Origin of the sequence: Brevibacillus reuszeri (genome assembly GCF_002897295.1) — a bacterium.
GTDB classification, from domain to species: Bacteria; Bacillota; Bacilli; order Brevibacillales; family Brevibacillaceae; genus Brevibacillus; species Brevibacillus reuszeri_A.
Genome location: NZ_BEXF01000015.1, coordinates 37,801 through 58,830 on the forward strand (window position 1 = coordinate 37,801; position 21,030 = coordinate 58,830).

At 38.3% G+C, this 21,030-nt stretch carries 19 protein-coding genes and 1 pseudogene; 5 read left to right on the forward strand and 15 right to left on the reverse strand.

Annotated features, from left to right (window positions below; translation table 11 throughout):
- Window positions 1-5 precede the first annotated feature (5 nt).
- Complete coding sequence (locus tag C3B52_RS21810; protein ID WP_103108500.1) at window positions 6-746, reverse strand: class I SAM-dependent methyltransferase; 741 nt, start codon at window positions 744-746, stop codon at window positions 6-8.
- Between the two features lie 747 nt (window positions 747-1,493).
- On the opposite strand from C3B52_RS21810, the gene C3B52_RS21815 reads away from it, so the two are divergent.
- A complete protein-coding gene (locus C3B52_RS21815) occupies window positions 1,494-2,954 on the forward strand; it encodes an IS110 family transposase (RefSeq protein WP_103108501.1) in 1,461 nt (486 codons plus the stop codon).
- A 371-nt stretch (window positions 2,955-3,325) separates the two neighbouring features.
- Here the strand turns inward: C3B52_RS21815 and C3B52_RS21820 are convergent, their stop codons facing one another.
- The 3 genes from C3B52_RS21820 to C3B52_RS21835 form a co-directional block, all read right to left on the reverse strand.
- Window positions 3,326-4,117 carry a nucleotidyltransferase domain-containing protein gene (locus tag C3B52_RS21820; protein WP_103108502.1) on the reverse strand — a complete coding sequence of 264 codons (792 nt, stop codon included), beginning with the start codon at window positions 4,115-4,117 and terminating at the stop codon, window positions 3,326-3,328.
- A 1,302-nt stretch (window positions 4,118-5,419) separates the two neighbouring features.
- On the reverse strand, window positions 5,420-5,914 hold the full coding sequence (locus C3B52_RS21830) for a hypothetical protein (RefSeq protein ID WP_103108504.1): 495 nt from the start codon (window positions 5,912-5,914) through the stop codon (window positions 5,420-5,422).
- A 59-nt stretch (window positions 5,915-5,973) separates the two neighbouring features.
- On the reverse strand, window positions 5,974-6,393 hold the full coding sequence (locus C3B52_RS21835; protein ID WP_103108505.1) for a hypothetical protein: 420 nt from the start codon (window positions 6,391-6,393) through the stop codon (window positions 5,974-5,976).
- Between the two features lie 992 nt (window positions 6,394-7,385).
- On the opposite strand from C3B52_RS21835, the gene C3B52_RS21845 reads away from it, so the two are divergent.
- From C3B52_RS21845 to C3B52_RS36585, 3 genes are all read left to right on the forward strand, one after another.
- Window positions 7,386-8,279, forward strand: coding sequence for an ATP-dependent DNA ligase (locus C3B52_RS21845; protein WP_103108507.1), 894 nt, complete (start codon window positions 7,386-7,388; stop codon window positions 8,277-8,279).
- A 241-nt stretch (window positions 8,280-8,520) separates the two neighbouring features.
- The gene (locus tag C3B52_RS21850) at window positions 8,521-9,414 is read left to right on the forward strand and encodes a hypothetical protein (protein WP_103108508.1); all 894 of its coding nucleotides are present in this window, start codon (window positions 8,521-8,523) and stop codon (window positions 9,412-9,414) included.
- Window positions 9,415-9,699: 285 nt separating this feature from the next.
- Window positions 9,700-9,864: a hypothetical protein gene (locus C3B52_RS36585; protein WP_164684854.1), complete on the forward strand. Its 165-nt coding sequence runs from the start codon at window positions 9,700-9,702 to the stop codon at window positions 9,862-9,864.
- A gap of 24 nt (window positions 9,865-9,888) precedes the next feature.
- On the opposite strand, the gene C3B52_RS21855 is transcribed toward C3B52_RS36585, so the two are convergent.
- The 10 genes from C3B52_RS21855 to C3B52_RS21905 form a co-directional block, all read right to left on the reverse strand.
- On the reverse strand, window positions 9,889-10,080 hold the full coding sequence (locus tag C3B52_RS21855; RefSeq protein ID WP_103108509.1) for a hypothetical protein: 192 nt from the start codon (window positions 10,078-10,080) through the stop codon (window positions 9,889-9,891).
- Window positions 10,077-11,213 carry a hypothetical protein gene (locus tag C3B52_RS21860; RefSeq protein ID WP_103108510.1) on the reverse strand — a complete coding sequence of 379 codons (1,137 nt, stop codon included), beginning with the start codon at window positions 11,211-11,213 and terminating at the stop codon, window positions 10,077-10,079. Before C3B52_RS21860 ends, C3B52_RS21855 begins: the two co-directional genes overlap by 4 nt.
- Window positions 11,214-11,757: 544 nt before the next feature.
- Window positions 11,758-12,729, reverse strand: a complete 972-nt coding sequence (locus C3B52_RS21870; protein ID WP_103108512.1) for a DNA adenine methylase — start codon at window positions 12,727-12,729, stop codon at window positions 11,758-11,760.
- Window positions 12,730-12,777: 48 nt separating this feature from the next.
- Window positions 12,778-13,245 (reverse strand): hypothetical protein, encoded by a 468-nt coding sequence (locus C3B52_RS37135; RefSeq protein WP_201264925.1) that lies wholly within the window; start codon window positions 13,243-13,245, stop codon window positions 12,778-12,780.
- Window positions 13,246-13,372: 127 nt separating this feature from the next.
- Window positions 13,373-13,690: a hypothetical protein gene (locus tag C3B52_RS21880; RefSeq protein WP_103108513.1), complete on the reverse strand. Its 318-nt coding sequence runs from the start codon at window positions 13,688-13,690 to the stop codon at window positions 13,373-13,375.
- Window positions 13,691-13,780: 90 nt separating this feature from the next.
- Window positions 13,781-14,203: a hypothetical protein gene (locus C3B52_RS21885; protein ID WP_164684855.1), complete on the reverse strand. Its 423-nt coding sequence runs from the start codon at window positions 14,201-14,203 to the stop codon at window positions 13,781-13,783.
- 117 nt (window positions 14,204-14,320) lie between these two features.
- Entirely contained in the window at window positions 14,321-14,767 is a 447-nt protein-coding gene (locus C3B52_RS21890; RefSeq protein ID WP_103108515.1) for a single-stranded DNA-binding protein, read from the reverse strand.
- Between the two features lie 275 nt (window positions 14,768-15,042).
- Window positions 15,043-16,518, reverse strand: a complete 1,476-nt coding sequence (locus tag C3B52_RS21895; protein ID WP_103108516.1) for a hypothetical protein — start codon at window positions 16,516-16,518, stop codon at window positions 15,043-15,045.
- 342 nt (window positions 16,519-16,860) lie between these two features.
- Window positions 16,861-18,960, reverse strand: coding sequence for a hypothetical protein (locus C3B52_RS21900; protein WP_103108517.1), 2,100 nt, complete (start codon window positions 18,958-18,960; stop codon window positions 16,861-16,863).
- Between the two features lie 267 nt (window positions 18,961-19,227).
- Window positions 19,228-19,410 (reverse strand): hypothetical protein, encoded by a 183-nt coding sequence (locus C3B52_RS21905; RefSeq protein WP_103108518.1) that lies wholly within the window; start codon window positions 19,408-19,410, stop codon window positions 19,228-19,230.
- A gap of 87 nt (window positions 19,411-19,497) precedes the next feature.
- Here C3B52_RS21905 and C3B52_RS21910 point away from each other — a divergent pair.
- Window positions 19,498-19,653, forward strand: a pseudogene (locus C3B52_RS21910) (acetamidase/formamidase family protein); the annotation flags it as partial.
- 135 nt (window positions 19,654-19,788) lie between these two features.
- On the opposite strand, the gene C3B52_RS21915 reads toward C3B52_RS21910, so the two are convergent.
- On the reverse strand, window positions 19,789-20,886 hold the full coding sequence (locus C3B52_RS21915; protein WP_103108519.1) for a PIN domain-containing protein: 1,098 nt from the start codon (window positions 20,884-20,886) through the stop codon (window positions 19,789-19,791).
- Between the last annotated feature and the right edge of the window lie 144 nt (window positions 20,887-21,030).

Consider the following 21,030-nt stretch of genomic DNA (forward strand, 5'->3'; position numbering starts at 1 on the left):
ATACCCTATAGTTTTCTTGCTTTGACTACAAAAGTTACAGGCAGCATCTTTGCTTTTTTTGCAAAATCGCTGTTATCGTACCGCAATTGCATGATTTCATCATCAGATTGCTCAATCATTTGCTCAATTACAAATCCCGCTTTTGCCAACGCATTCACATAGGTTGATAGTTTGCGGTCCGATAATGTTAGAGTGCCATCATCAAGAGATACCGAGTACCAAGATTCATCGAAATAACATTTTTTAAAAGCAAGCCTATTATTTTCTGCAACAACACATTTGTGTATAGGGTGAGACCAACTGAAAATAAATACACCGTCTTTTTTAAGGTAAGATGCGATCCGGCAAAAAGTACCCTCAAGGTCGCTGGTCCAGCCTATGGCATAAATCGAATAAACAAAGTCAAAATAATCCACTGGTACGCCACATTCTTCTTCCATGGGAGAACAGATCAATTTTGCTGAAAGACCGCATGACTTCAAATGTTGCGCTGCCTTTTCGATTTGTTTTTCTGATATATCCATACCCCATAGTTCAGATGCTTTGCGTTCTCCATGATATTGCAAGGATTGACCGTTTCCACAGCCGATCTCCAGCATCTTTTTCCCCGAAACGTCGCCAAAAAGCTGGCATTTTTCTTCTGAGACAAATGCTCCATAGAAAGGAAGCACAATTGCTCCTAAGAAGTCATTTCCTTTTGTATCCCAATAGAAACTGTTTGTTTTATAAACAGAATTCTTATCCATACCGGCCCTCCCCAAATATTGTTCGATGGCTTGACCACTTATAACCATATTTTAACATAGGCATTTGAAGATAACTGCCCATTAGTTCAATGGCTGGTGTCTAGTATTCTAATTGATTTATTCAGACTTGTACTCCAGTTTTGCTAATGATAAATTTACAATAAGTATCAGCTATACTACTGAGTCTAATGTGAAAGCCATTTTGATGGACTCCTATAAAGTATTTTTAGATAGCTGATACTCCTTCATTCTAATTGGAACCGCAAGTATATAACCGGAAGGTTAAGTAAGATACTCTAATTAAAAAGAGGACAAGAAATAGATTCTATGGAATAATAAGATTGTGCAGTGACCTTTAGGGTTAGCCACCACAGATCGGCATGAAGCCAACAGATGCTATCTCTTGGACTTTTTATAAAGAGTTGGGGCACTCCACTAATATGGTTGGCACTGCACTTCTTTATATAATATTAACAAAGACAGGTATTTGCCTGTCTTTTTCTAATTTTCTTGCGAAAATATCCTAAAGCACTATAAAGAAATGATTAGGAGTGTTATTATAAGCACTATAAAGAGCAGTAAACCCTTAATATAGTATGGAGCTGGTTTAGACTCCTGTTTTTAATGTGGGTACTGCACCAAATGCTACAATCCTGACATGTTACATTGGACCCTCTGGAGTCTTCACAGAAACTTGGATAATTTGGTGCTACATGCTGCAATAGCCGAACTATTAGAGGTGCTAAGATGGATCTAGGGAACCCTTTTTTATCCATAACTGATACAAAACATGAGACATCAACTCAACAAAGAGCATGGTACCCTTTTTATGTAGGGGTAGATATTGGAGCTGATTTTCATGTAGCTTCATGCATCTCAATTGAGCAATTCAGGACAGATAAAGCTTGGAAACGTACGAAGACTATGAAGTTCAACGCTGACAGTAAAGGAATACATAATTTTTTGAATGCACTCAAAGATATTCAGATAAAATTCGGCCTTTCACCAAAAGACTTCTTTATTTTACTAGAACCAACTGGTGGTCATTATAGTTATTTGTTGATGCGTGTACTTCTAAATGAAGGCTACGAACTTTATCAGGTAGAAAACAAAGCCGTTAAAGATTTTCGTGAAAGACAGCTTGGTATTACAGAGAAATCCGATGACATAGATGCTCGGATTATGTCTTATATGGGATGGCATAAATCATTGCATCCAGACATGAAAAGTGTCCGTATTGTAAAACCAGCCACGCCTACACAAGTTCTTTTTAGGACTTTAACTCGTGATAGATGGCTCCTGTCAACGCAATTAACGAGACGTAAAAATCAAGTCCAGCAGCTGTTTGCAGTTACACATCCCGATCTAAAGAGTGGATTTAAAAAATTAGGAACTAAAACAGTGTTCAAATTGGTTTTAAAGTATCCAACTGCTCAAAAAATGGCTTTAGCAACGCAAGCGGAATTAAGGCAAGCGATAATTGAGGTGGGTGGCAAGAATATTGCTACAAAAGCATCAGAAGCGCTCTCAAATGCTCTAAAAGAAACATTGGCTATTACTATTCCTCACCTTGAAGATAGGCAAACGTGGCTGATCGAGGAGGCCATCAGAATTGAGGAAGCTATTGAAAAAATAGATCAGCAAATTGCAACGTTGTTGCAAGGTGACAAAGGAAGAAATATTTCGCCCCATCCTTACAATCAGATTCTTAAAACATTTCCTGTGATGAGTGATGTAATGGCTTGCACTCTAATTGGAGCTATTGGCGACGTAGAACGTTTTTCTACGTATCTCGAATTTAAAAAATATCTTGGTGTGTCTGCTGAAAGTAAAACTTCAGGTACATCCGTTTCAAAGACCAGGATGACCTATGAAGGTATTCGTGATACTCGACGCATACTCTTTTTAATGTCCTTACTTTTGCTTGCTCCCAATACTGGTCCTACTGTATTTAAAGCACATTATGACCGTTTAGTAGGACGGGGTATGAATAAACGAAAAGCGATTGGACATGTTTGTGGTAAATTAGCAACAGTAATCTACTCATGTTTAAAACAGGGTGTTCCTTACGACCCAAGACTACATGCTAAAAAGTGCGGTGTAGAATGGAACGAAGCTTATGAGAAAAAAATGAAAATTAAAACAGATATCGGATTATTTGAATTAGAAGCTGATAAATTAGCAGAAGAAACAATAGATACTGAATAATTGATAGGTTAATCCAAAGTAAAGTTCTAAGTGCTTTGATTATAGAACTTTGCAAAAACGCCTGAAAAAATGGAAATTAGTCGATATATTTTTTAGCCGTTTTTTGTACACCAATATAGTCAAAGCACTACGTTACATTAGACTGATGTTGTTGATTTGATGCTATTCCTGTATAAGAAAAGCTCTTTACCTTAGAAAAATAGGTATTAGACTATTCAATCCTTTCATACAAAATGGCCAGTCAAAACACAAAAATATAGTGTTAGACTGGCCTGGTTTATTGAGATATCGTACCCGTTACTTGAATAACTATATTTTTACCCTATTTTTCAATAGCGATTACAGTTGTTTTTTAACAATATGATTTGTATCTATTTATCTAAAGAGGAGTAAACAGTTTCGAGGTAAGCAACTGAAACTTGTTCCGCCTCGGTTTTATATTCGAAATTCCCTAAATGCTGACGAAGTTGTTGATAGAGTCGAATGGTCATTTGTAAAGCGCGGTAACAGCTCTCTGTACCGTGGTTTGGAATAGTTTCCTTTAGTTCTTCAATGTCTTCGCTCACATATTGTTCTAGTCTTCTTACTCCTGTTGGAAGTTCACCGTTCTTGATAAGAAACAATGGTCCAAGTACTGCGTTTCGCATATAGGTAATGTGATCGATTAACTCGAACAATTCTCCCCTTCCAAGTTTTGTAGCACCATAATGCACCCATACCCAAAACCGATCCTCGATCCATTGGGGACTGAGGTCAGGAAAGATTGGTGAGGTCCTTTCAATTAAAGCGCTGATTTCCTCTCCTCTCTCCCAAAGGATTATAGGATTCTCAACCCTTTGTTCAAGTTCCTGAACGGTAACAAACTTTAAATCAACATGTAGTGGCAGTGGTCCATATAGGCAAATCAATACACGCGGTTCTCCCACATGTTCGCCTGTAAAGCCAGATAACAAGTTCCCTAGCTTCTCTGCAATTTGAACACGTTGATTCATTATCTCTTCCCGGTATCCAGCATCGTATACCACAATTAAATCCAAGTCACTGTACTCATCCATAGAACCTGTAATCATAGAACCACCTGCAAGAAGTCCAAGTAATCGGTGATCCTGACGAAGATTTTCTTTGGCTTGATTAATAAAATCTTCATACATTTGTAATGGCATTTATAACACCCCTATAATAGTGACCCTAAAAAGGGTATTACGCCAGTATATCAATTGTCCAATCACTAATCAAACAATATATTAAACCAAACATATCATCTGACATCATTTTGATTGGTTTTTCTTCGAAAAGCATTGAGTCTCGTATTTGTAATATTAGGATTGCGTTTTTCAGGTAGGAACATCATTCGCAGTTATATTCCACTATCCTGCCCATTAGCGGAGCGAGGCTGCCGATCATCACTGCGGCAGCCTCGTGGTGTGGTATATTCAACTATCTGAGCTCTCGTACCCGTTAGCCACCCATGCAGCGCTGCTGCACCACAGATGATGAAAATGGTTCAATGCGTCCATAATGATTGATAAGTTGGCGAAGAAGGTCGTTTCAACATGGTGCCTAGAGCCCACCCGTTAGTCTGACTACGGCGACCACGGTGCATCACAGATTGTCGCACTCATTTTTGAGTAGCACGTATGGGAGATTAATCCTTTTTGGTTGCTGCACCAGCCAAGCCCATTTTTTATGTTTAAAGCAAACTCGATTTTTATGCAGACTAATTTAATAGTTGGAATAGGCACAGCTTTTTTTAAAATCCATTAAGCTGGGTCCACTTTCTTATTACCTTTTTGCGTTTTTATTTTCATGGGAGTTGAACGGAGCGCATTATATTTTTGTGCACTTTATAATAAAAGCAGGGGGAAATAATGATGCCTTATTATGCGTGTACCACACTGCGGGATCTCCCGATTTAATTTCTTCTTCGATGACAACATCTTCAACTACCTTCTCTATCTGAAAACCCTCTTGAATTAGAGTATTAATATACGTGCTGGGACCGGTTCGCGATGATCAAACACAACACTTTGATAAATCCCAAGAATACATTTTTACAGATAAACACGTGATCCTCATTAAGCCTACCCTTACAGATAACTTACCGATTGTACGAATGGCTCTTACAGAAGCTCGTTCGACTTGGATATTCGTCCAAGGGAATATCCAAGATATACGTAGGCAAATAAATAGTTGTAATACTCCCCATGACACATACCAAGACTTTGATAAAAAAATCCACTATGTGTATCAAACGGAATTGAATTACGGAATTCGATTTAGAAGGAAAAGTATTAAAAATACGAATTTGGAACGTTTTTTGGATGTAATAAAGTTTTGAAAGAGCGGCTTTATGAAAGAACGATAATTGGTTTTCAGGAAAACGTAATTATGCATTGAACCGAAAAAATAGCCGATATCACTTGTGATCCATAGTGATATCGGCTATTGCATTTCCACTTAATTTTTCACCCTACCAGCGTCCACACTTGCATCCTGGCATGTACATACTGACGAATTCTATGCAGCTGCTCCTCAATCCAATTTGTTTGTAGTAAATTGCGTAAAGTGATGTTTACTGCAAAAGAGAGCATGCCGTTGTCTTTCATGAATTGATGTTTTATTGCCCCAACACATGTAAGTTCGAGTTCCTCCCTCTCACACTCGTCAATGATACAACGCAAGTGACCATCTAAATAATACCCAATTTCCTCCATCTTATAGTCTATCTCTAATACTTGTTGCATGACATTTTGAATTGATTCAGCAAAAGCATAGCCAACACACATTAATATTTCATCAACTGTATCTTCGCACTGTAGATTCCGGATGTTTTCGAGTACAATAAGCGGGCTCCCAAAGTCATTCAAAAACTCCTTTAACTGCATCGTATTACAATTCTCCATGTGGTCTCTGTAATGGTAATGAAAATTATCTAGAAATGATTTCACATCTTCACTCATTGTCCAAACCTCTCTTTCCATGGTAAACACCTAAACTGGTACTCACGTCTTACTCCACTTCACCAAACGTCTACTTTCGGAAATAGTAACTCAAGTTCTTTCTGTTCAATGTCTTTTACGTTTTTTATTCGAAAGTCAAAGTAATATTTTGCTTGATAAATTTGTTTCCCGGAATAATGATGATCGACACCACACTCATTACCAAATGCATCTTCCGTACGTGAGTATCTTAGCTGGCTACAATCACTGGCAAGCGTAAAAGCAGTATCATTCAGATCAGTATCGATACCATTGAAAAGTAAAGTTTCGAGAAGTTTCTCAGGAATCTGTTCTTCGTGTGAAATGTTGAAGGTTGCAACTTTTTCATACGCTTGCCAACAATTAGAGTTTGGAGATCCATCTATTCTAAATCCAGTACCCAGCTCAGCATGGTCATACTCAACCTCTTTTGAAATGATAATATCTAGTTCTTTCGTCATGCAAAACAACTCCAATCTCTTAGTAATTATAGACATGTATTTTCATCACGCTTTTTGTTTAGAAAATAAAAAAACAGAAAAGCTATGGTTTCCCATCCTTTCCTGTACTTTTGAAATACATTTTCAGTTATCTGCCACTCAATGATACTCCCCCTTCCAGTTCGATCCCTCATCGCATTTCGAGTTATTAAGGCAAATAAAAAGAATCGACTCCTGGAAGGCATGATGAAAGAAACCATACATGCGACCAACGGGTCGATTCAATGTTATCCCGAATGCTTTCGGTTAGAAATGATTTTGTGAAAAATTAACAATCGTTGTATCACTATAAATATAACATAGGTTATGTGTTTTGAAAAAGATATTCTGTTTCTCTCCATTGCTAGAACTCCCACTTGTTCCCTTCACATGTCTAGGATAAACTTATTAAGAATTACCGTTCTTATACGAAGATGAAATCTGCTAAAACCCGTTTGAATGAAGGAGGTTCAAGACTTGAGTTATCGTGAGATATTGAAACGTTTTTGGAGAATACATTTAATAGTCACCATAATCGGTGCCTCCATCATTACAGCAGGTTATTGCGCAATGGCTCTTCTTGTCTCTAGAACTATTCCAATCTATACATACACAATTCAATTTCTGCTTTTTGCCGTAGTAGGTTTTTTCGGGTCCATATATATAAGCTCATTCAGAAGTAAAATTCAGAATAGAAAATAGGCAACGGCTATTGAATAATTACCTGAAGAGTTATTTCAGGTGTTTTCCTCGATCATAGGTCCTCTTATAAGGGCCCAGAAGCGGTTTTCAGCACTTTAAGGGTTATAATCACCCAAAATGTAAAAAGTCGCTCATAGCGAATCTGAGAACGCTTATAATGGATGTTATCTTTTATGATGCTAGATGTAATGAAGAAGGGAATTTCAACTTCCATTCATTCCATATACCCGATAAAGTCTCCTCATGATAAGTTGGATTTAGGAGGCTTTTCTATGTTGAATACACCAATAAAACCGATGCTATTACAACCTTCACCAACTGTAATCACTAAGGATGGCTGGAAGCACGCCCTCAAGTACGATGGAATGAGAGTACTACTCCATTATGATAACGGAACCTGCCGTGCTTTCACCCGCCATGGAAATGAAATAACTTCAAGTTTTTACCCTGAGCTGAAGAAGATTGATCTTCCTATAAAGAACGGTATTTTTGATTCTGAGGCAATTATTCTAGATCCAACCACATCTCCTCCTAAACCGATATGGGATGATGTCATGGTGAGATTTCATACCAAAAAGGAGCGGGCTATTGCCTCATTATCACAGTCTTTGCCTACTCATTTTGTTTGTTGGGATACCCTTTGGATAAATGACCAGTCTTTAATCCATGAAGATTTCAACATTCGCAGGCAAGCCCTGGAGAAATATGTCTCACCCACAGATGTAATGTCAGTGGCACCACTATATGAGGATGGCGCTGCTCTATTTGCGAGGGCTAAAGAGTTAGGATTGGAAGGGATTTGTTCTTATAACACCAATTCTGGTCCCAAATCACATTACTACTTGGATTCTAGGCCAAGCGATGTCTGGGTAAAAACAAAGGCCTATCAATATGTAACTTGTCAAATCTCCTCCATTAGGAAAAGTAAATTTGGTTGGGGCCTGTCGATTAACGGAAAGTATGTTGGTGTTCTGGAATTTCCACCAACCGCAGCGATTACTAAAGATTTTTACATGCAAGCACGTCACCTTAAGCGACGGGAAAATAAAGATTGGTATTTCATAGATCCACTCATCAGTTGTACGATCAAATTCCAATGCTTTACAAGAGATGGAAAGCTTCGCTCACCAAAAATCGAATCGCTAAGTTTTGATTGTGTTGGATGATCCTCAACACTCTTCTTCGATTAATACTCACTGCCTGGTAAGAACCCAGGCTACTACATACTTCTTGTCTGTTCCCTTTTTAATATCGTATTCTTCATTCCCTCCACCATTTGAATCCGTAAATTTTCAAGTCATGTAAGATATTAGTTTCATCATCACCTAACGCTTGGTACTATTTGTAATGCCTTGAATTCTTCACTATACTTAGCTAAAATCGTATCTCACGGTGAAAGGAAACAGTATGAGTAAGAGATCAAAACGGCGACAAAGTTCTAATCAAAAACAAATTGAATCCCAATCTTTGATTCCCACTTTCTTAGATACCTCGATTCTTCTTGCTGTGTTCAGTGGAGCAGCCTATATTTCCACCTATTTTTCTCTACTGACTAAATATAGACTCTATGGAATTCCAACTGACCTAATAGATGTTTCATTAAATAAAATGATAAGTATTGGAGTAATTTTTTTCATAGTCGCTATTGCGATTACGTTTCTCGTCTTTATTTTTTTACCAACTGAGAATGCACTTAAAAAGACTCGATTTTTTGGCTATATATGTTTTTATACCATCCCATTCATTGTGCTTCTACTTATCTTTTACCTAGTACCCATGTCGTTTACAGTATTATGGGTGATTTTAGGCATATTGGAACTATTGTTCATCGTTTTGGACATTTTCTTAGAATGTTCAAAACGTATAAATAAAATATCCGTCTCAAATAAGTACTTGCTCTTTGTCATAATAGTAACAGCACCAGTATTTTCAATTCTGTTTAGCAGCATTAGTGTTACATACCTACAGTCTATAACTGAACTAGTCCCTAAAAACAACGTGGTAGAAACGAGTTATTCTCTTGAAAAGGGAATGAAAGTTAACGAGGTTATTAAGGTTAATCAAAAGGAAAAAGTAACAACAACTACTGACATACTGGTCAGTCTTAGAAGTACAGATTTCCCAAGAATGTTCATTGTAGGTGAGTATGAGAACAGTTTTATTACACGCACAGTCATTTATCATCTAGTACAAGGTAAACTCGTTCCGAAATTTGCCTTAGACAACATTGAATTAATCCCCAAGAACTCAGACTATTTGCTTCGCGAAGTTCCATTTGATTATCGTTACTTTTATAAATAAATAATGAACGTCAATTTCCCCTTAACAGTGAACCCATCCTCAAAACGGACAAAATCAGTTCAGTAGTAACTAGTACAATACCTTCACTAGGTTCATAGAAAAAATAGTATCAGAAAAAATACCAAGCAAAGCAAGCCGAACGGCTAAAAAAGAGACGCGGATTATAAAGGTCCAGCGTCTCTTTCTTTTTGTCTTCTTCTTATTTCATTTTATCAATTTAGTTGTTCTATTACTTGGTCTTCATTTCTCTTTTCTTGTCAATACTAATGATAAGGAGGAGTGATCATGAAGAATAAGAGAAAAATCATCTATCTACCACTGGATCCTCAGTTACCCCATTACTCAGAGATAATAGATGCTGAGACAAAACGGCGAAAACAATTCATGCAGGAAGTACAAGAGCGAGCTGAAGAAATCAAAAAGCGGATAAAAAAAAGAGACAAGGAATAATAAGTATCCTTGCCTCTTTTTCATTTATTTATCTTTTCTTCCTGTACTAGCAACTTGATACTTAGCAGCTGTCATTTGAACTCGTGCATGAATTTCAGCAGCACGCTTCTCAACGGAACGAAGGAAATCCAAACTTTTGTTTGTTTCTTCCTCTATTAACTCTGTGTAGTGAGGGAGCGTAACATCTTTTGGCTTAAGGGCAGTATTTGTACTCATCCCTTTTCCTCCTTTCGTTGTTCCAGAATAAGAATATCCAGCTTGTCCATCAATCTACAATGTGACTCAACAATTTCGTGGATCGATCGTAGACTTATTATACTACGGGTTTCATCTTCTTCAAAGAAGAGATTGTGCTCATCAAGATGAAAATTAACTACATACGCTTTCTCGCTAGTGAGTTTAACAAAGAAAGATGCTACTTTTCTGTTTTGTAATGGGCCAGCATCTGTTTGGGCAAACTTTTTTGGCGACTGAATGGCTTTAACAGCAGCATAGTCTTGATATTCTGGATTGGAAACATCAATACTCACTGGTGAATTGCCACTCGTTCCTGACTCACCCACGTAAACAAGGGTGTTCTCCACTAAACGATATAGTGTATATGGCGCGATGAAGTTAAGAGACGTGATATCAAAGATGTTATTAGATACACGAGTAACATTCCTCGATTGACCACTAATCATCTTGTACAAGTATTTCATTCTGTCTTGATGCTTAATGGTTAAGTCATGTAACTCCTCCATCGTACGTTGAAGATCCTCATAGGTATCACTGTAGCTTTGAAGGAACATATCGCGATCTTGTCGTACCTCAGCTAATTCTGCATTCATTTGCTCATTTCGAATTTCCTTGTAAAACCACTGTACGACAGAAGCTAGATCAATTTGTGTTTTTTGCTTAACAAAGGGTTCAAATAGCTGATACTCAGCTTTACGTAAGGTTCTGAATGCAACAATGTGGAAAATATCCTTCCGATCAAGCTTGGCCATGTTGAGAAAGTGGAAGAATGCACTCGTTGCGTACCATAAAAGAAAGACACTGAAACCGACAGAAAGCGGATTCGCCATAACAAACTCTTTCACCGGCTCAAAGGTAGATAGTAAATACCCACTGAAGAAAACCCCTGCTGTGGTTGCCACGCCTTTAACTTTTGCAACTTTAAACAGCTGTACCACATTTTTAAATGGTGAAATGAGTAGTTCTAGAAAAAAAGAGCGTAGATGCTGCTCGTTGTGAGCCGTTCGGATTGTATCCAATGCTGGATCAAATCGTTCCGCGATGTTGAGTAACAAGTTATGTAGCAACTCCGTTTGGTTAATCTCTTGTTTCTCTTCTGGATTCTTTCCCATGATAAAACCTCCGTCTTGTAATAGTTGCACATGATTACATCAAAATCCTTCCCTCCCTCAACGCGTCCAGAAAAACAAAAAATCGACCCGTTTGGAGGCATCATGAAATAAACCATGAATGCGACCAACAGGGTCGATAACGTGTTAATCCGAACAATTTCGGAGAATCTGGTGAGATCACCGTTAACATGAAAAGAGAAAAAAATACGTATAACCGTATTTTACCACATCTTACCTAATGCTACATCAACTACCTCACAACTATTCTGTACCGCTATTTGACATTTTCCACAGTGGGCAACGCCCATAAAACCATGACTCTCCTTACCCGGATCAGCAAAGTAGCCCTCAATATATCGACTATTACAAAACTCGCATGTTTCCCACAAATAAACATCCTTGCCTCTTACTAATTCACGTATGGATACAAGCAACATCATTATTCTCTCCTTTGAATTATTGTCCAATAAGGAGAATCAGAGTGCTTACCACTCAAAAAATGAACAGGAACATAAGCACTAGATAAACCGTTCAATATTGGTTGCTAGATTGAGTAAATTCGGCTCACTGTTTCGATCCTTGGAAGCGAATAGATCTGCTCAATCAATGGATCATTATCATAGATGAGGATGATATCCGCACCTGGTACTCCGTGATAGAGACTTTCCAATAGAAACTTTAGATCGAAGTGATCTTCTCTGGTGTAGTAGCACCGGTACAACTGCTTTCCTTTCTTTACGTAAGGCGGATCAAGAAAAAGGGTGGTGTCTGGACTCCAGTATTCTTCCTCGATCAACTGACACGCATCAATGTTTGATACAGTGATTTGTTCACCAAGCCGATAAATTCGCTTAACCCGTTTGCACAGGTCATCCGGGTTCCACCGAGACAACAAAGACTCCTTGGTTCCCGTACGTCCACCTAATGGATTTGCGCTATAAATTCCGGAATAAGCTAAACGGTTAAGGAGTAACGTTGACCACGCTGCATCGATAATCGTGCAATTTTGATAATCAGACTTCACAATCCTTTGTGCAGTGAAGTAATCTTTGTGCGTTGGTCGAATTACTTGTATTCTGTAAGTTAACTCATCTGGAGCATTTATGACGGTCCAGAATAGAGCATATATCCCAAAATCAAAATCATTCAAAACGAGCTCCTGGATTACTCCCGCTTCTAACATTGCTAATTCTGCGCTGGCCCCTCCCGCAAAAGGACTTACTAAACGTTTCGTTGCGTTTTCAGTAAGTTTTGAGTAGATATATGGAATAATTTTGCTCTTGCCTCCTGGGTAGCGTAGTAGACTCATTCTTCTATTGAATGATCCACTATTTGCGGCAGGAGCTGGATTTGCTCCATTATTATCTTCAAGTAATAAAGTAAATCTATGCTGTTTTGCTTCCATATTGATGTAGGTGTAACCATCACAACAATCACAAAAAAAGCCTTGATTGTAGCAATCGATCTCCGCTTCATCCTCAAGATACTCTTCCCTACAAAATTGACATTGCAACATGTGAACATTCCTCCCAATAAAATAAGAAGCTAGGGCAAAAAATACGCCCTAGCTAGTAGCTCTTTTCATTTGGTTAAAAAGTTTGTCTACATGTTTATTGATATCAGCGGCTTGGTTGATATCATCACATATGCGAATTACATGGATCCCAGAATCTTTTAACCATCCCAATTCACCTTGTAGGGTCAAATCTTGTTCTTCAAGCTGACTTGCATCATATTCAACCAGTACTATGGCAAAGCGTTTCATAACATGACACTCCTTAGTAAGTGTTACAGTTTTTTTCTGTATGTCAGAGTGATCGATTATAGAAACCTTGATGTCCTTTTGAAGCGGTTGTATCGGTTCGCCCGCACTGGTGATCGTATAGAAGCAGCAGTCATCTACAAGGGCATACATACATTTGCTCTCAATATCTTGATATAACTCTCTATCCCAGTCATCGTGACCTACATATTTGACAAATATTTCTCGAACGTGATCCTGGAGCATCTCGGTTTTCTTAACGTGATTCATTTATCGGTTTCCTCTCTACATCCCTTTTGACAGGGGGATGTTCGTAATAAGCCCCCTGTCTGAGCTGTAAAAAGGTATTATGTTACTGACTTTACTACACTGGATTTACAGTCTACTTGTGATCTGTTTACCACGAAAGTACTGATTCATCGTGATCAATAATTTGTACCTCTATACCGTCTGGCGAACTTGTTACCCCCGCAATGCCACCATAAACTTCAATAACTACCTGTAAAGGAAATTCTACTATTTTGATGTATGATCCGATCGTATCGCCTTCTCTTAGAAGTTCGTCAGGGTCCATAGATGATTGGAATTCTCGATAGTCAACTCCAGTATGTTTGAAGAAAGCTTGCATGGCTTCAGCTTCACTATTGTTACCTACAAATACTTCAGCTTCATAGACAACATCTTCAGATACTGGTACAAAAACGGCAATTTTCATCACGCATTCTCCTTACCATTCCCTCTCACGACGGGGAATGGAGAATTTTCACCCCGTCGCAGGGTAGATAAGCTTATATTATTGGTGGTGCTATTCGTCTCGACCATCGCTCCATCTATACTCATGTAGTAACCAAGCAACACCTTTTGTGTGCTGATTATCAAACCACTTCCAAATCTCTTCTCTGGATGTTCCACTTTCAAACATACGCCAAGCGGACACTAAGAATAATTCACCCTCATTTTCATGGAAGGTTATATTCTCAAGCTCTTCCCAAAGCAATTCTATTTCTTGATCTGTAGCAAATACTTTTTGAGTATATACAGGTTCTTCTTTTCCAAAAGAATATGTACGTATTACATGACATTCGTTAGAAGAATCATACTCAACGTGAACCAAACCTTCACCATTAACTTCGATCCAGAAACCAGGGTAATCTGCTTCGTTTGATTTCTTAATTTCAATCCTACCTTTTTCAGTTTTAATACACATAGAAACTTCCATTTGATTCATACCTGGCATTATAATTCTCCCCTCACTTCCCTTTCGATAGGGGGAAGTTAAGTAAGCCCCCTATCTGGGCTGAGAAAGATTTACTCTGTCAGAGTCAAATGTTTAGGTTTTCGCTTTTTAGAATGGCAAATCGTCATCTGAAATATTGATTGGTTTTCCTTGGTCTCCAAAAGGATCAAAGGGATTCGATCCTTGACTAGAATGCTGCTGCTGATCCTGATCATACCCTGATTTATCATCCCTTTTCTGAGGGCCACGTAGAAACTCAACATTTTCTGCTACTACCTCCGTGACATAAACCCTTTTCCCCTCTTTGTTATCATAGGAGCGGGTTTGCATGCGTCCTTCAATGGCAGCTTGTCTTCCTTTCCTCAAATAGCTAGCACAATTGTCCGCAAGCTTTTGCCATGCTACAATGTTAATGAAATCCGTTTCCTGTTCGCCTTGCTGATTTCTTCTTGGCCTATTAACGGCAACTGTAAATGTACAAACAGCTACCCCGTTTGGCGTGTAGCGAAGATCAGGATCTTTTGTCAAGTTGCCGATCAAAATGACCTTGTTCATGGATATCTCCTCCCTCAAATGAATTGCTTTTTTACTCCGTAGGTTTGCTCCCGAACGCAAAAAAGCCCAGTGACAGGGATAGACTGATTGTCTAATCCAAGCCACCAGGCTCATCATTACGAACTCCGAAAAATTCCGGATAAAAAGAGCTAAAATTGCTCAATAAATAGAACAAACTTACAAACTAATAACTTAACGTTAGTGTACCATTTATTATCAGAAATTGGAAGAGTAGATCATTAAACTATCCGTATCCCAACGATAGATTCCTTTTGTTACAGTTTTCTATTTTTCTTAATCCACTCAATTGCTTCCGTGATCGTATACTTAACCAGTCCACTCGATTGCGAAATGAGTAGACCAGCTCTAAACAGGCTTCCAAGAGCTTGCTCCGCGCTAATAGTTGGTTCTTTCTCTACAAGTTCAAACAGCTGCCGTTTCCAGATCTCGGAGGTTGTTTGAATATAGGCTTCACCTTGAAAACGTTTATTTGCAAACTGTGATAAAAGTTTACTTCTTTTCTTATCCTCGACAGGTGGTTCCTTCTCTACTGTTGGTTGAGGAGTTTTGGGAGTTGCTGACCAACTGTCGGGATTTAAACCAGCTACCACGCGCTGAATTCGCCTCTGATCGTCCCTTTTAATTTGCTCAGGTGATCTTATATCCACTATTTCTAAAGATGGCTTAAACGGCCTCCTGTGCCGATCCTGCGATCTCTTCTTATGAAATGCAGCTAGACGTTCCAGCTCCTTGTCTTTTTTCCTTCTCTCCGCTTCTTTCCGGATCCGCTCATTCTCGCTCTCAGCCACGAACATGATCAAGTCAGCATGGTACCCATCATAGTATTCACCTTCATTTTTCTCTGAGAAAGATAAGAGCTGGCTACCTTCGTCCACTTTGAAAAAGTCACTAAACGGAATAGAAATCTTTCCAAACGGGAGATAGGCCCAACCACTATTTTGGATATTTAGGTGCCTCGCAATATGACCAATCTTGTCATTCACATCCACATACAAGATACTTTGAACTTCAAATGGGTGAAGATCAAAGCGGATAAAGTCTCTTAGAAATCTTCCCTCTTCTTCTCTGTACAACGTATTCATAAAATCTTGCAATTGTACGTCCTGTTTAGTTTTGGTTACAAGATCCATTTCTGATTTATACAGCGACATATAATTCTTATCTTTTAAACTCATCCAGCTCTCATCGATGAAAAAGTATGAAATAAACCCGTGTTGAGCGTATGACTGTACCCTATCTAGCAGGTCACGATGGTATTCATCGCTTCCCTTTAATCCAGTAATGAAATCGATGGCCAGCTCTCTTCCGTCCGCTAGTTGAACCACGAGATCGGGTATGCACTTGAGCTTTTCACGGTAGGTATATCCATCTCTAATGGTTGCATGTAGGGGTAAGTAGATTCCTTCCAAGTAGGTGCGAATAATTTGTTTTCCGACACGAAATAAGGAATCATTCTCCACTTCTCTGGATTTTCGATAGCGGGGATAGTTGTCACTTCCTGGACATGTGACTCCTTTGTAGTGCCTGAAGAAACACACTTTATCTTTGTTTAATACCATCTCGACCGGTTCACCGCAGCATTGACAGAACAACAATCGCTTCTTTTGATGCTTTCTATATTTATCATCCAGCATTTGATAAATAGTTGGCCAAGTATATCCGTTACTGACAAGCTCTGCCCGCTCCAATTGAATATCGATCATGCCATGAATCCAGTTTGCCACTTCCATCGCAAACCCTCCCCCGACATCAGTAAACACTTCCAATATATCACATGATTAGCGAGAGAGAGGAATAATTGGTGTCAGGATAAGATAAAGTGAAGCCTCCTTTTTTTCCTAGTTGAATGTGTAAATTTACTTCTTCTAGTTGGATGATTGTTTTATTAAAACATTTGTTATTTTCTTATCTCTTTTTGAATTGTCTTCTGAGAACTTCGTTTTATTATGTATTCATTAAATTAACCAAAAAAGCGGCCACCTCTGACTTTAAAGTAAAGCCTTTGGTTAACCGCTTTTTTATAGAAAATCACTGTCTCTTCAAATTTCATTGATCCATATGTCTTTTTTGGATTAAAGAGCGAACTTTAGGGTTGAAAATGAATCGTAATCACCGGATTGAATGCTTCCGAATGACAGAAGACGTTCTAATGAGCTCTTTTTAGATGTTTTCGGACTAGTTAACATATAAATTAAGCCAAATGACAGGAATGAAGATCCGTAAATCATTGCGAAATTCCGATTATAGGCTGTCGTCAAAAGCGCCCCGAAGATTTCCAATAATGACTTGCGTTTCTTTTCAAAATTTACAAACCCTTCTTTAAGCAGTTCATCATCTGTTCCAAATGAATACTTGATAACAGCCTCAAAAATGTTATGGCACACCATGCTTTCATTAAAGACGCCAAAATGGAATGGTGTACATGTAATGCGCGTATAAACAGCATCCTTTGGAGCCTCAATTCTAGCAAGGGGAGTCCTTTTTCCATTTATCATTGTCTTGTAATCGCAGTCTGATTCATATAAATTTATTGGTCCAGCCCGCAAAGCGGACTCAGTTCTGAATGCTTGCGTTTGGCTTTCGATTATCGATCCACCTAAATCAAGCAATAATTTCCCAATATGACCTGATCGAGCAACACGAGTTAGCGGCTTGATTTTACTCTCCAATATGATGACATGATTTCCTATGATACATATACCATCTGATTCTGCTTGTATTCCGTTGTACACATAATTTCCCGAATATACTCGCTCGCCTAAATGAGTTGCCATCCATCCTTGGATAAATTGTTCGAATACAGTACCCCAATTACTCGGATGACCCAATAATCCCTTGATCTTATCATAAAGACCAAAACAATCTATTGATGGCAGGGGCATAAAATACTCAAGGTCTGTTTGAGGGACTGGTACAAGCCATTCAGAATCTGCATCAATACCCATAACCTTCAGTGGATGAGAAAAATTTGAGTTTAGGTTTTTGTTACAGGATAGACTGGATAAATAAGTGATTACCTCCTCCCTTGAAACCTTTTTACGGAGTCTCCTGCACAACTCTTCTACGGTTAACCGGGGCAATGGATCATTCTTTTTCAACGCTGTAATCGCGATCGTTAATATCTCTTTTGAAATTGTAATGACCGCCTCTTTATCAATCCCTATAATTTCCTTTACCTTCTCCCGATATGAATCCAATATAACATCCAACATTTCTATGGTGCTTTCTGGAGGATACTGCATATCCTTGTATAGTGCATCGTGAAATACTGCCTTTTGAAAATATGGAACCGGATCATTAAGAAACATTAATTTAAACTGATTATCTATCCGATAGTCATACAGATCCAATAAAACACTTGAAATGTTTTCAATGGCTTCTAGTGTTTCTGGGAATCCTTTTCCTTCTGACACATCGGTAGAGGTTACTATCTTTAGTGCAAGATGGTAGAGGAACTTTCGTGTTAGTTTTTCCGAACAATTAAACATCTCCGTAGATGAATCAAAAGTTTTTTTATACTCAGATAACATATGGTTCATGAACTTCAAAGGACCATACCTTCTGATTCTGTCCTCTAAGCGTAAGAATAATATAGCTACTACCTCTTCTCGGTTCAGTAAAATACCCTCTTTGATACATCCACTAGATACATATTTTTCCACATACAACACAGTATCTACATATCGCTTAATCTCAGGAGAATTCTTTTTGCTATATTCAAAGTGATTCATATTGCTATGGCGCCGACGTCTTACGTATGTTAAATAAACCGACAGAATGATTATCTTAACAAGTTCACAAGAGGATACCTCTTTTCCCCTACTGTCTTCAATATCCTTACTTGGACGAACGAAATCTAAAAAGTCCCCCATATGATTCCAAATATGAATTACATCTTTTTCGAACTTCATGTGTTGGTACAAGTAATACCTTTGTAATTCCTCAATTTTTTCTCGAAACATACGAGTGTCAACTTGGATAGTTCTTCTTTCCAGTCTGCTTTGGAGAACATCATATATTTCATCAATGGACCTGTGATCTTTATTCGCTGGTTGTATACGAAAAAAATAATATAGTTCATCTAGCCCAGGCTTCTCGGAACTAAACCGAAGGCGCTTTTCAGTCCGTTGAATTAATGCTTCTATAAAATGAGCGATTTCTTTTACATTCATATCTATCCCTCCAATCTTCATTGATCGCTTGACGAGTAACACTTGTAAATTTTGGTTGTGTTTAGTATCGCATGGACCTAAACCACTTTACAGGGCAAAAGTATTACAACATAAAAAACAGAATCGGAGTAACGGGAATAACCGATTCTGTTTCTTTGAGTTTTTTTCTCAATTCTCGAAACCAACAGGCAGTTTTTTAGTTTATGAGCAACAATGTGCTATTCTCACTGCTTTTTTTGAAGAGAAATGGCTTGACCTCGACGATATTTATTGCACCTTGTAACCGTATTGCGCCACAACCCACTTGGGCAACTCCATGCGAACAGTCATCAAAGGATTTACAACCTGACAAATCCGCAAATCACCAACGAGGGAAAGAAGCATTCCAGCTTCTTCTGACGGAAGCCCTACCTTCTCTACCAAGAAGCTATGCATATGAACAGTCGCCATTTTTGCAGCATCGTGCTGTACTCAAAGGTCAGCGCTTGCCGCTCCCGATGTTGAGCGAAGGTGAGCATGTGATGATGATTGCTTCCGGGCAATATGGACTGCAAGCGCATTATAGCTGGTTCCGTGCTTTATCTGCCTGTGAATGTCCCGGGAGCTCTCTGGTCGATGGGAGATTTGCATGCGGTCATGGCAGATGGCGAGATTGTCATTTGCGGTTTGGAGATTCCCGATGAAGTGTCAGTTGACGAGCATACCTCCTGAAAGAGTATTACGAACACTTTAATTCGGTATATTTTTCGATATCATCTGTATTTTAACACTCTGAAGTTGAGGACGGAGCAAGATGCTCCGCCCTTCGATGGGTATTGGACAACTTTTTTAAAACTCATCTGGATTCAATTCTTGAGTAGTAATCTCCTTAACTTCAAAATTTGAAGGAATCTCATCCGCATCGAGTGAAAATGTAAAATCAATTCTATGGACGAGTGATTTATTGCCCATATTTAAACCTTCTGTTATTTGCATAGATACGTCATGTGTTACTTGAACTACTCCATAAATAACAACCTCATCCCTGTACACTTCGCGCTCAACATCAATCATTTTCATTTTATAAATTGGGCCCGTTTGCACTTCTATAAAGTTAAGAAACAGCTTATATCTATCCACCGCATTCAGATGATCAATATAGAAGGTAATCTCATCATTAATAGTTTCTGTAAAATACTCCTTTAGTAAATCATCAATGTAGTCTAAGCTTTTAACCTTTTTACTACTACCAAGTTCTATTAATCTTTCAAAATAAGCTTCCTCTCTTGCTTCCTCTGTCGCTTCCGAAATTAATTTACTTTCAGCTGTCATGAATGCTTCAATTGATAAATAACCCTTAATTCGTCTAGTATCTTCAAGTAAATCTTGATGAAGGTCAGTTTTTTTGGAATTAAAAAACTCCGATGAGTTATTAGTAATAAAAAAGCAATTACTTAAACTCTTCTCCTCTACAAAATGTGCATAAGACAACCATATGACAGTATCCTTGAACTCCTCTTTTCCATCTGCAAATGGCTTTTTATTATCAAGCGCCCTATTTACTATCTTAGAGTATATATCAAATTGATTGTGTTCAATGATTTCTAATATCCCTAATTCTTGTAACTCGTTATAAAAGGCTATAAGCTCCTGAACATAGATCTCATCTTCCTGAAGAGTAAACTCTGGCCTTGAAGGCAATATCTTTATCAGATATCCATAAGCTGAAGAGTATGCTCTTCTCCTCTTTTTTACTTCTCGCCTGTAATTTTTAATTGTTTCTTTATAGACGACTTCAGACAAATAAAGCCTTCCATTAATAGTTTTGAGTGTATTAAGAAAATTACGTTCAAAATTCCCTGTGAAGTACGGATCGGAGAAAAGGATATTTGAATCAAGGAAAACGTTCACAAAATAACCCCCGTTTTCTGTTGTTTGTTTTTCCATTTTCTACCCATTATATCGGAACTTATTGCCTATTCAAATTAGTCGTTAGCTTAAAATGGAGTTTTCAGTTAGACGATCTCTCAATTTGCAGATTTTAGGCAACTCCTTAATCGATTTATCATTACTAAATGTATGTGATCATCC

Bases quoted from the DNA above. Each gene is read 5' to 3' on its own strand.
- C3B52_RS21810 (WP_103108500.1), bottom strand. From the start codon at position 746: ATGGATAAGAATTCTGTTTATAAAACAAACAGTTTCTATTGGGATACA.
- C3B52_RS21815 (WP_103108501.1), top strand. From the start codon at position 1,494: ATGGATCTAGGGAACCCTTTTTTATCCATAACTGATACAAAACATGAG.
- C3B52_RS21820 (WP_103108502.1), bottom strand. From the start codon at position 4,117: ATGCCATTACAAATGTATGAAGATTTTATTAATCAAGCCAAAGAAAAT.
- C3B52_RS21830 (WP_103108504.1), bottom strand. From the start codon at position 5,914: ATGAGTGAAGATGTGAAATCATTTCTAGATAATTTTCATTACCATTAC.
- C3B52_RS21835 (WP_103108505.1), bottom strand. From the start codon at position 6,393: ATGACGAAAGAACTAGATATTATCATTTCAAAAGAGGTTGAGTATGAC.
- C3B52_RS21845 (WP_103108507.1), top strand. From the start codon at position 7,386: ATGTTGAATACACCAATAAAACCGATGCTATTACAACCTTCACCAACT.
- C3B52_RS21850 (WP_103108508.1), top strand. From the start codon at position 8,521: ATGAGTAAGAGATCAAAACGGCGACAAAGTTCTAATCAAAAACAAATT.
- C3B52_RS36585 (WP_164684854.1), top strand. From the start codon at position 9,700: ATGAAGAATAAGAGAAAAATCATCTATCTACCACTGGATCCTCAGTTA.
- C3B52_RS21855 (WP_103108509.1), bottom strand. From the start codon at position 10,080: ATGAGTACAAATACTGCCCTTAAGCCAAAAGATGTTACGCTCCCTCAC.
- C3B52_RS21860 (WP_103108510.1), bottom strand. From the start codon at position 11,213: ATGGGAAAGAATCCAGAAGAGAAACAAGAGATTAACCAAACGGAGTTG.
- C3B52_RS21870 (WP_103108512.1), bottom strand. From the start codon at position 12,729: ATGTTGCAATGTCAATTTTGTAGGGAAGAGTATCTTGAGGATGAAGCG.
- C3B52_RS37135 (WP_201264925.1), bottom strand. From the start codon at position 13,245: ATGAATCACGTTAAGAAAACCGAGATGCTCCAGGATCACGTTCGAGAA.
- C3B52_RS21880 (WP_103108513.1), bottom strand. From the start codon at position 13,690: ATGAAAATTGCCGTTTTTGTACCAGTATCTGAAGATGTTGTCTATGAA.
- C3B52_RS21885 (WP_164684855.1), bottom strand. From the start codon at position 14,203: ATGAATCAAATGGAAGTTTCTATGTGTATTAAAACTGAAAAAGGTAGG.
- C3B52_RS21890 (WP_103108515.1), bottom strand. From the start codon at position 14,767: ATGAACAAGGTCATTTTGATCGGCAACTTGACAAAAGATCCTGATCTT.
- C3B52_RS21895 (WP_103108516.1), bottom strand. From the start codon at position 16,518: ATGGAAGTGGCAAACTGGATTCATGGCATGATCGATATTCAATTGGAG.
- C3B52_RS21900 (WP_103108517.1), bottom strand. From the start codon at position 18,960: ATGAATGTAAAAGAAATCGCTCATTTTATAGAAGCATTAATTCAACGG.
- C3B52_RS21905 (WP_103108518.1), bottom strand. From the start codon at position 19,410: ATGGCGACTGTTCATATGCATAGCTTCTTGGTAGAGAAGGTAGGGCTT.
- C3B52_RS21915 (WP_103108519.1), bottom strand. From the start codon at position 20,886: ATGGAAAAACAAACAACAGAAAACGGGGGTTATTTTGTGAACGTTTTC.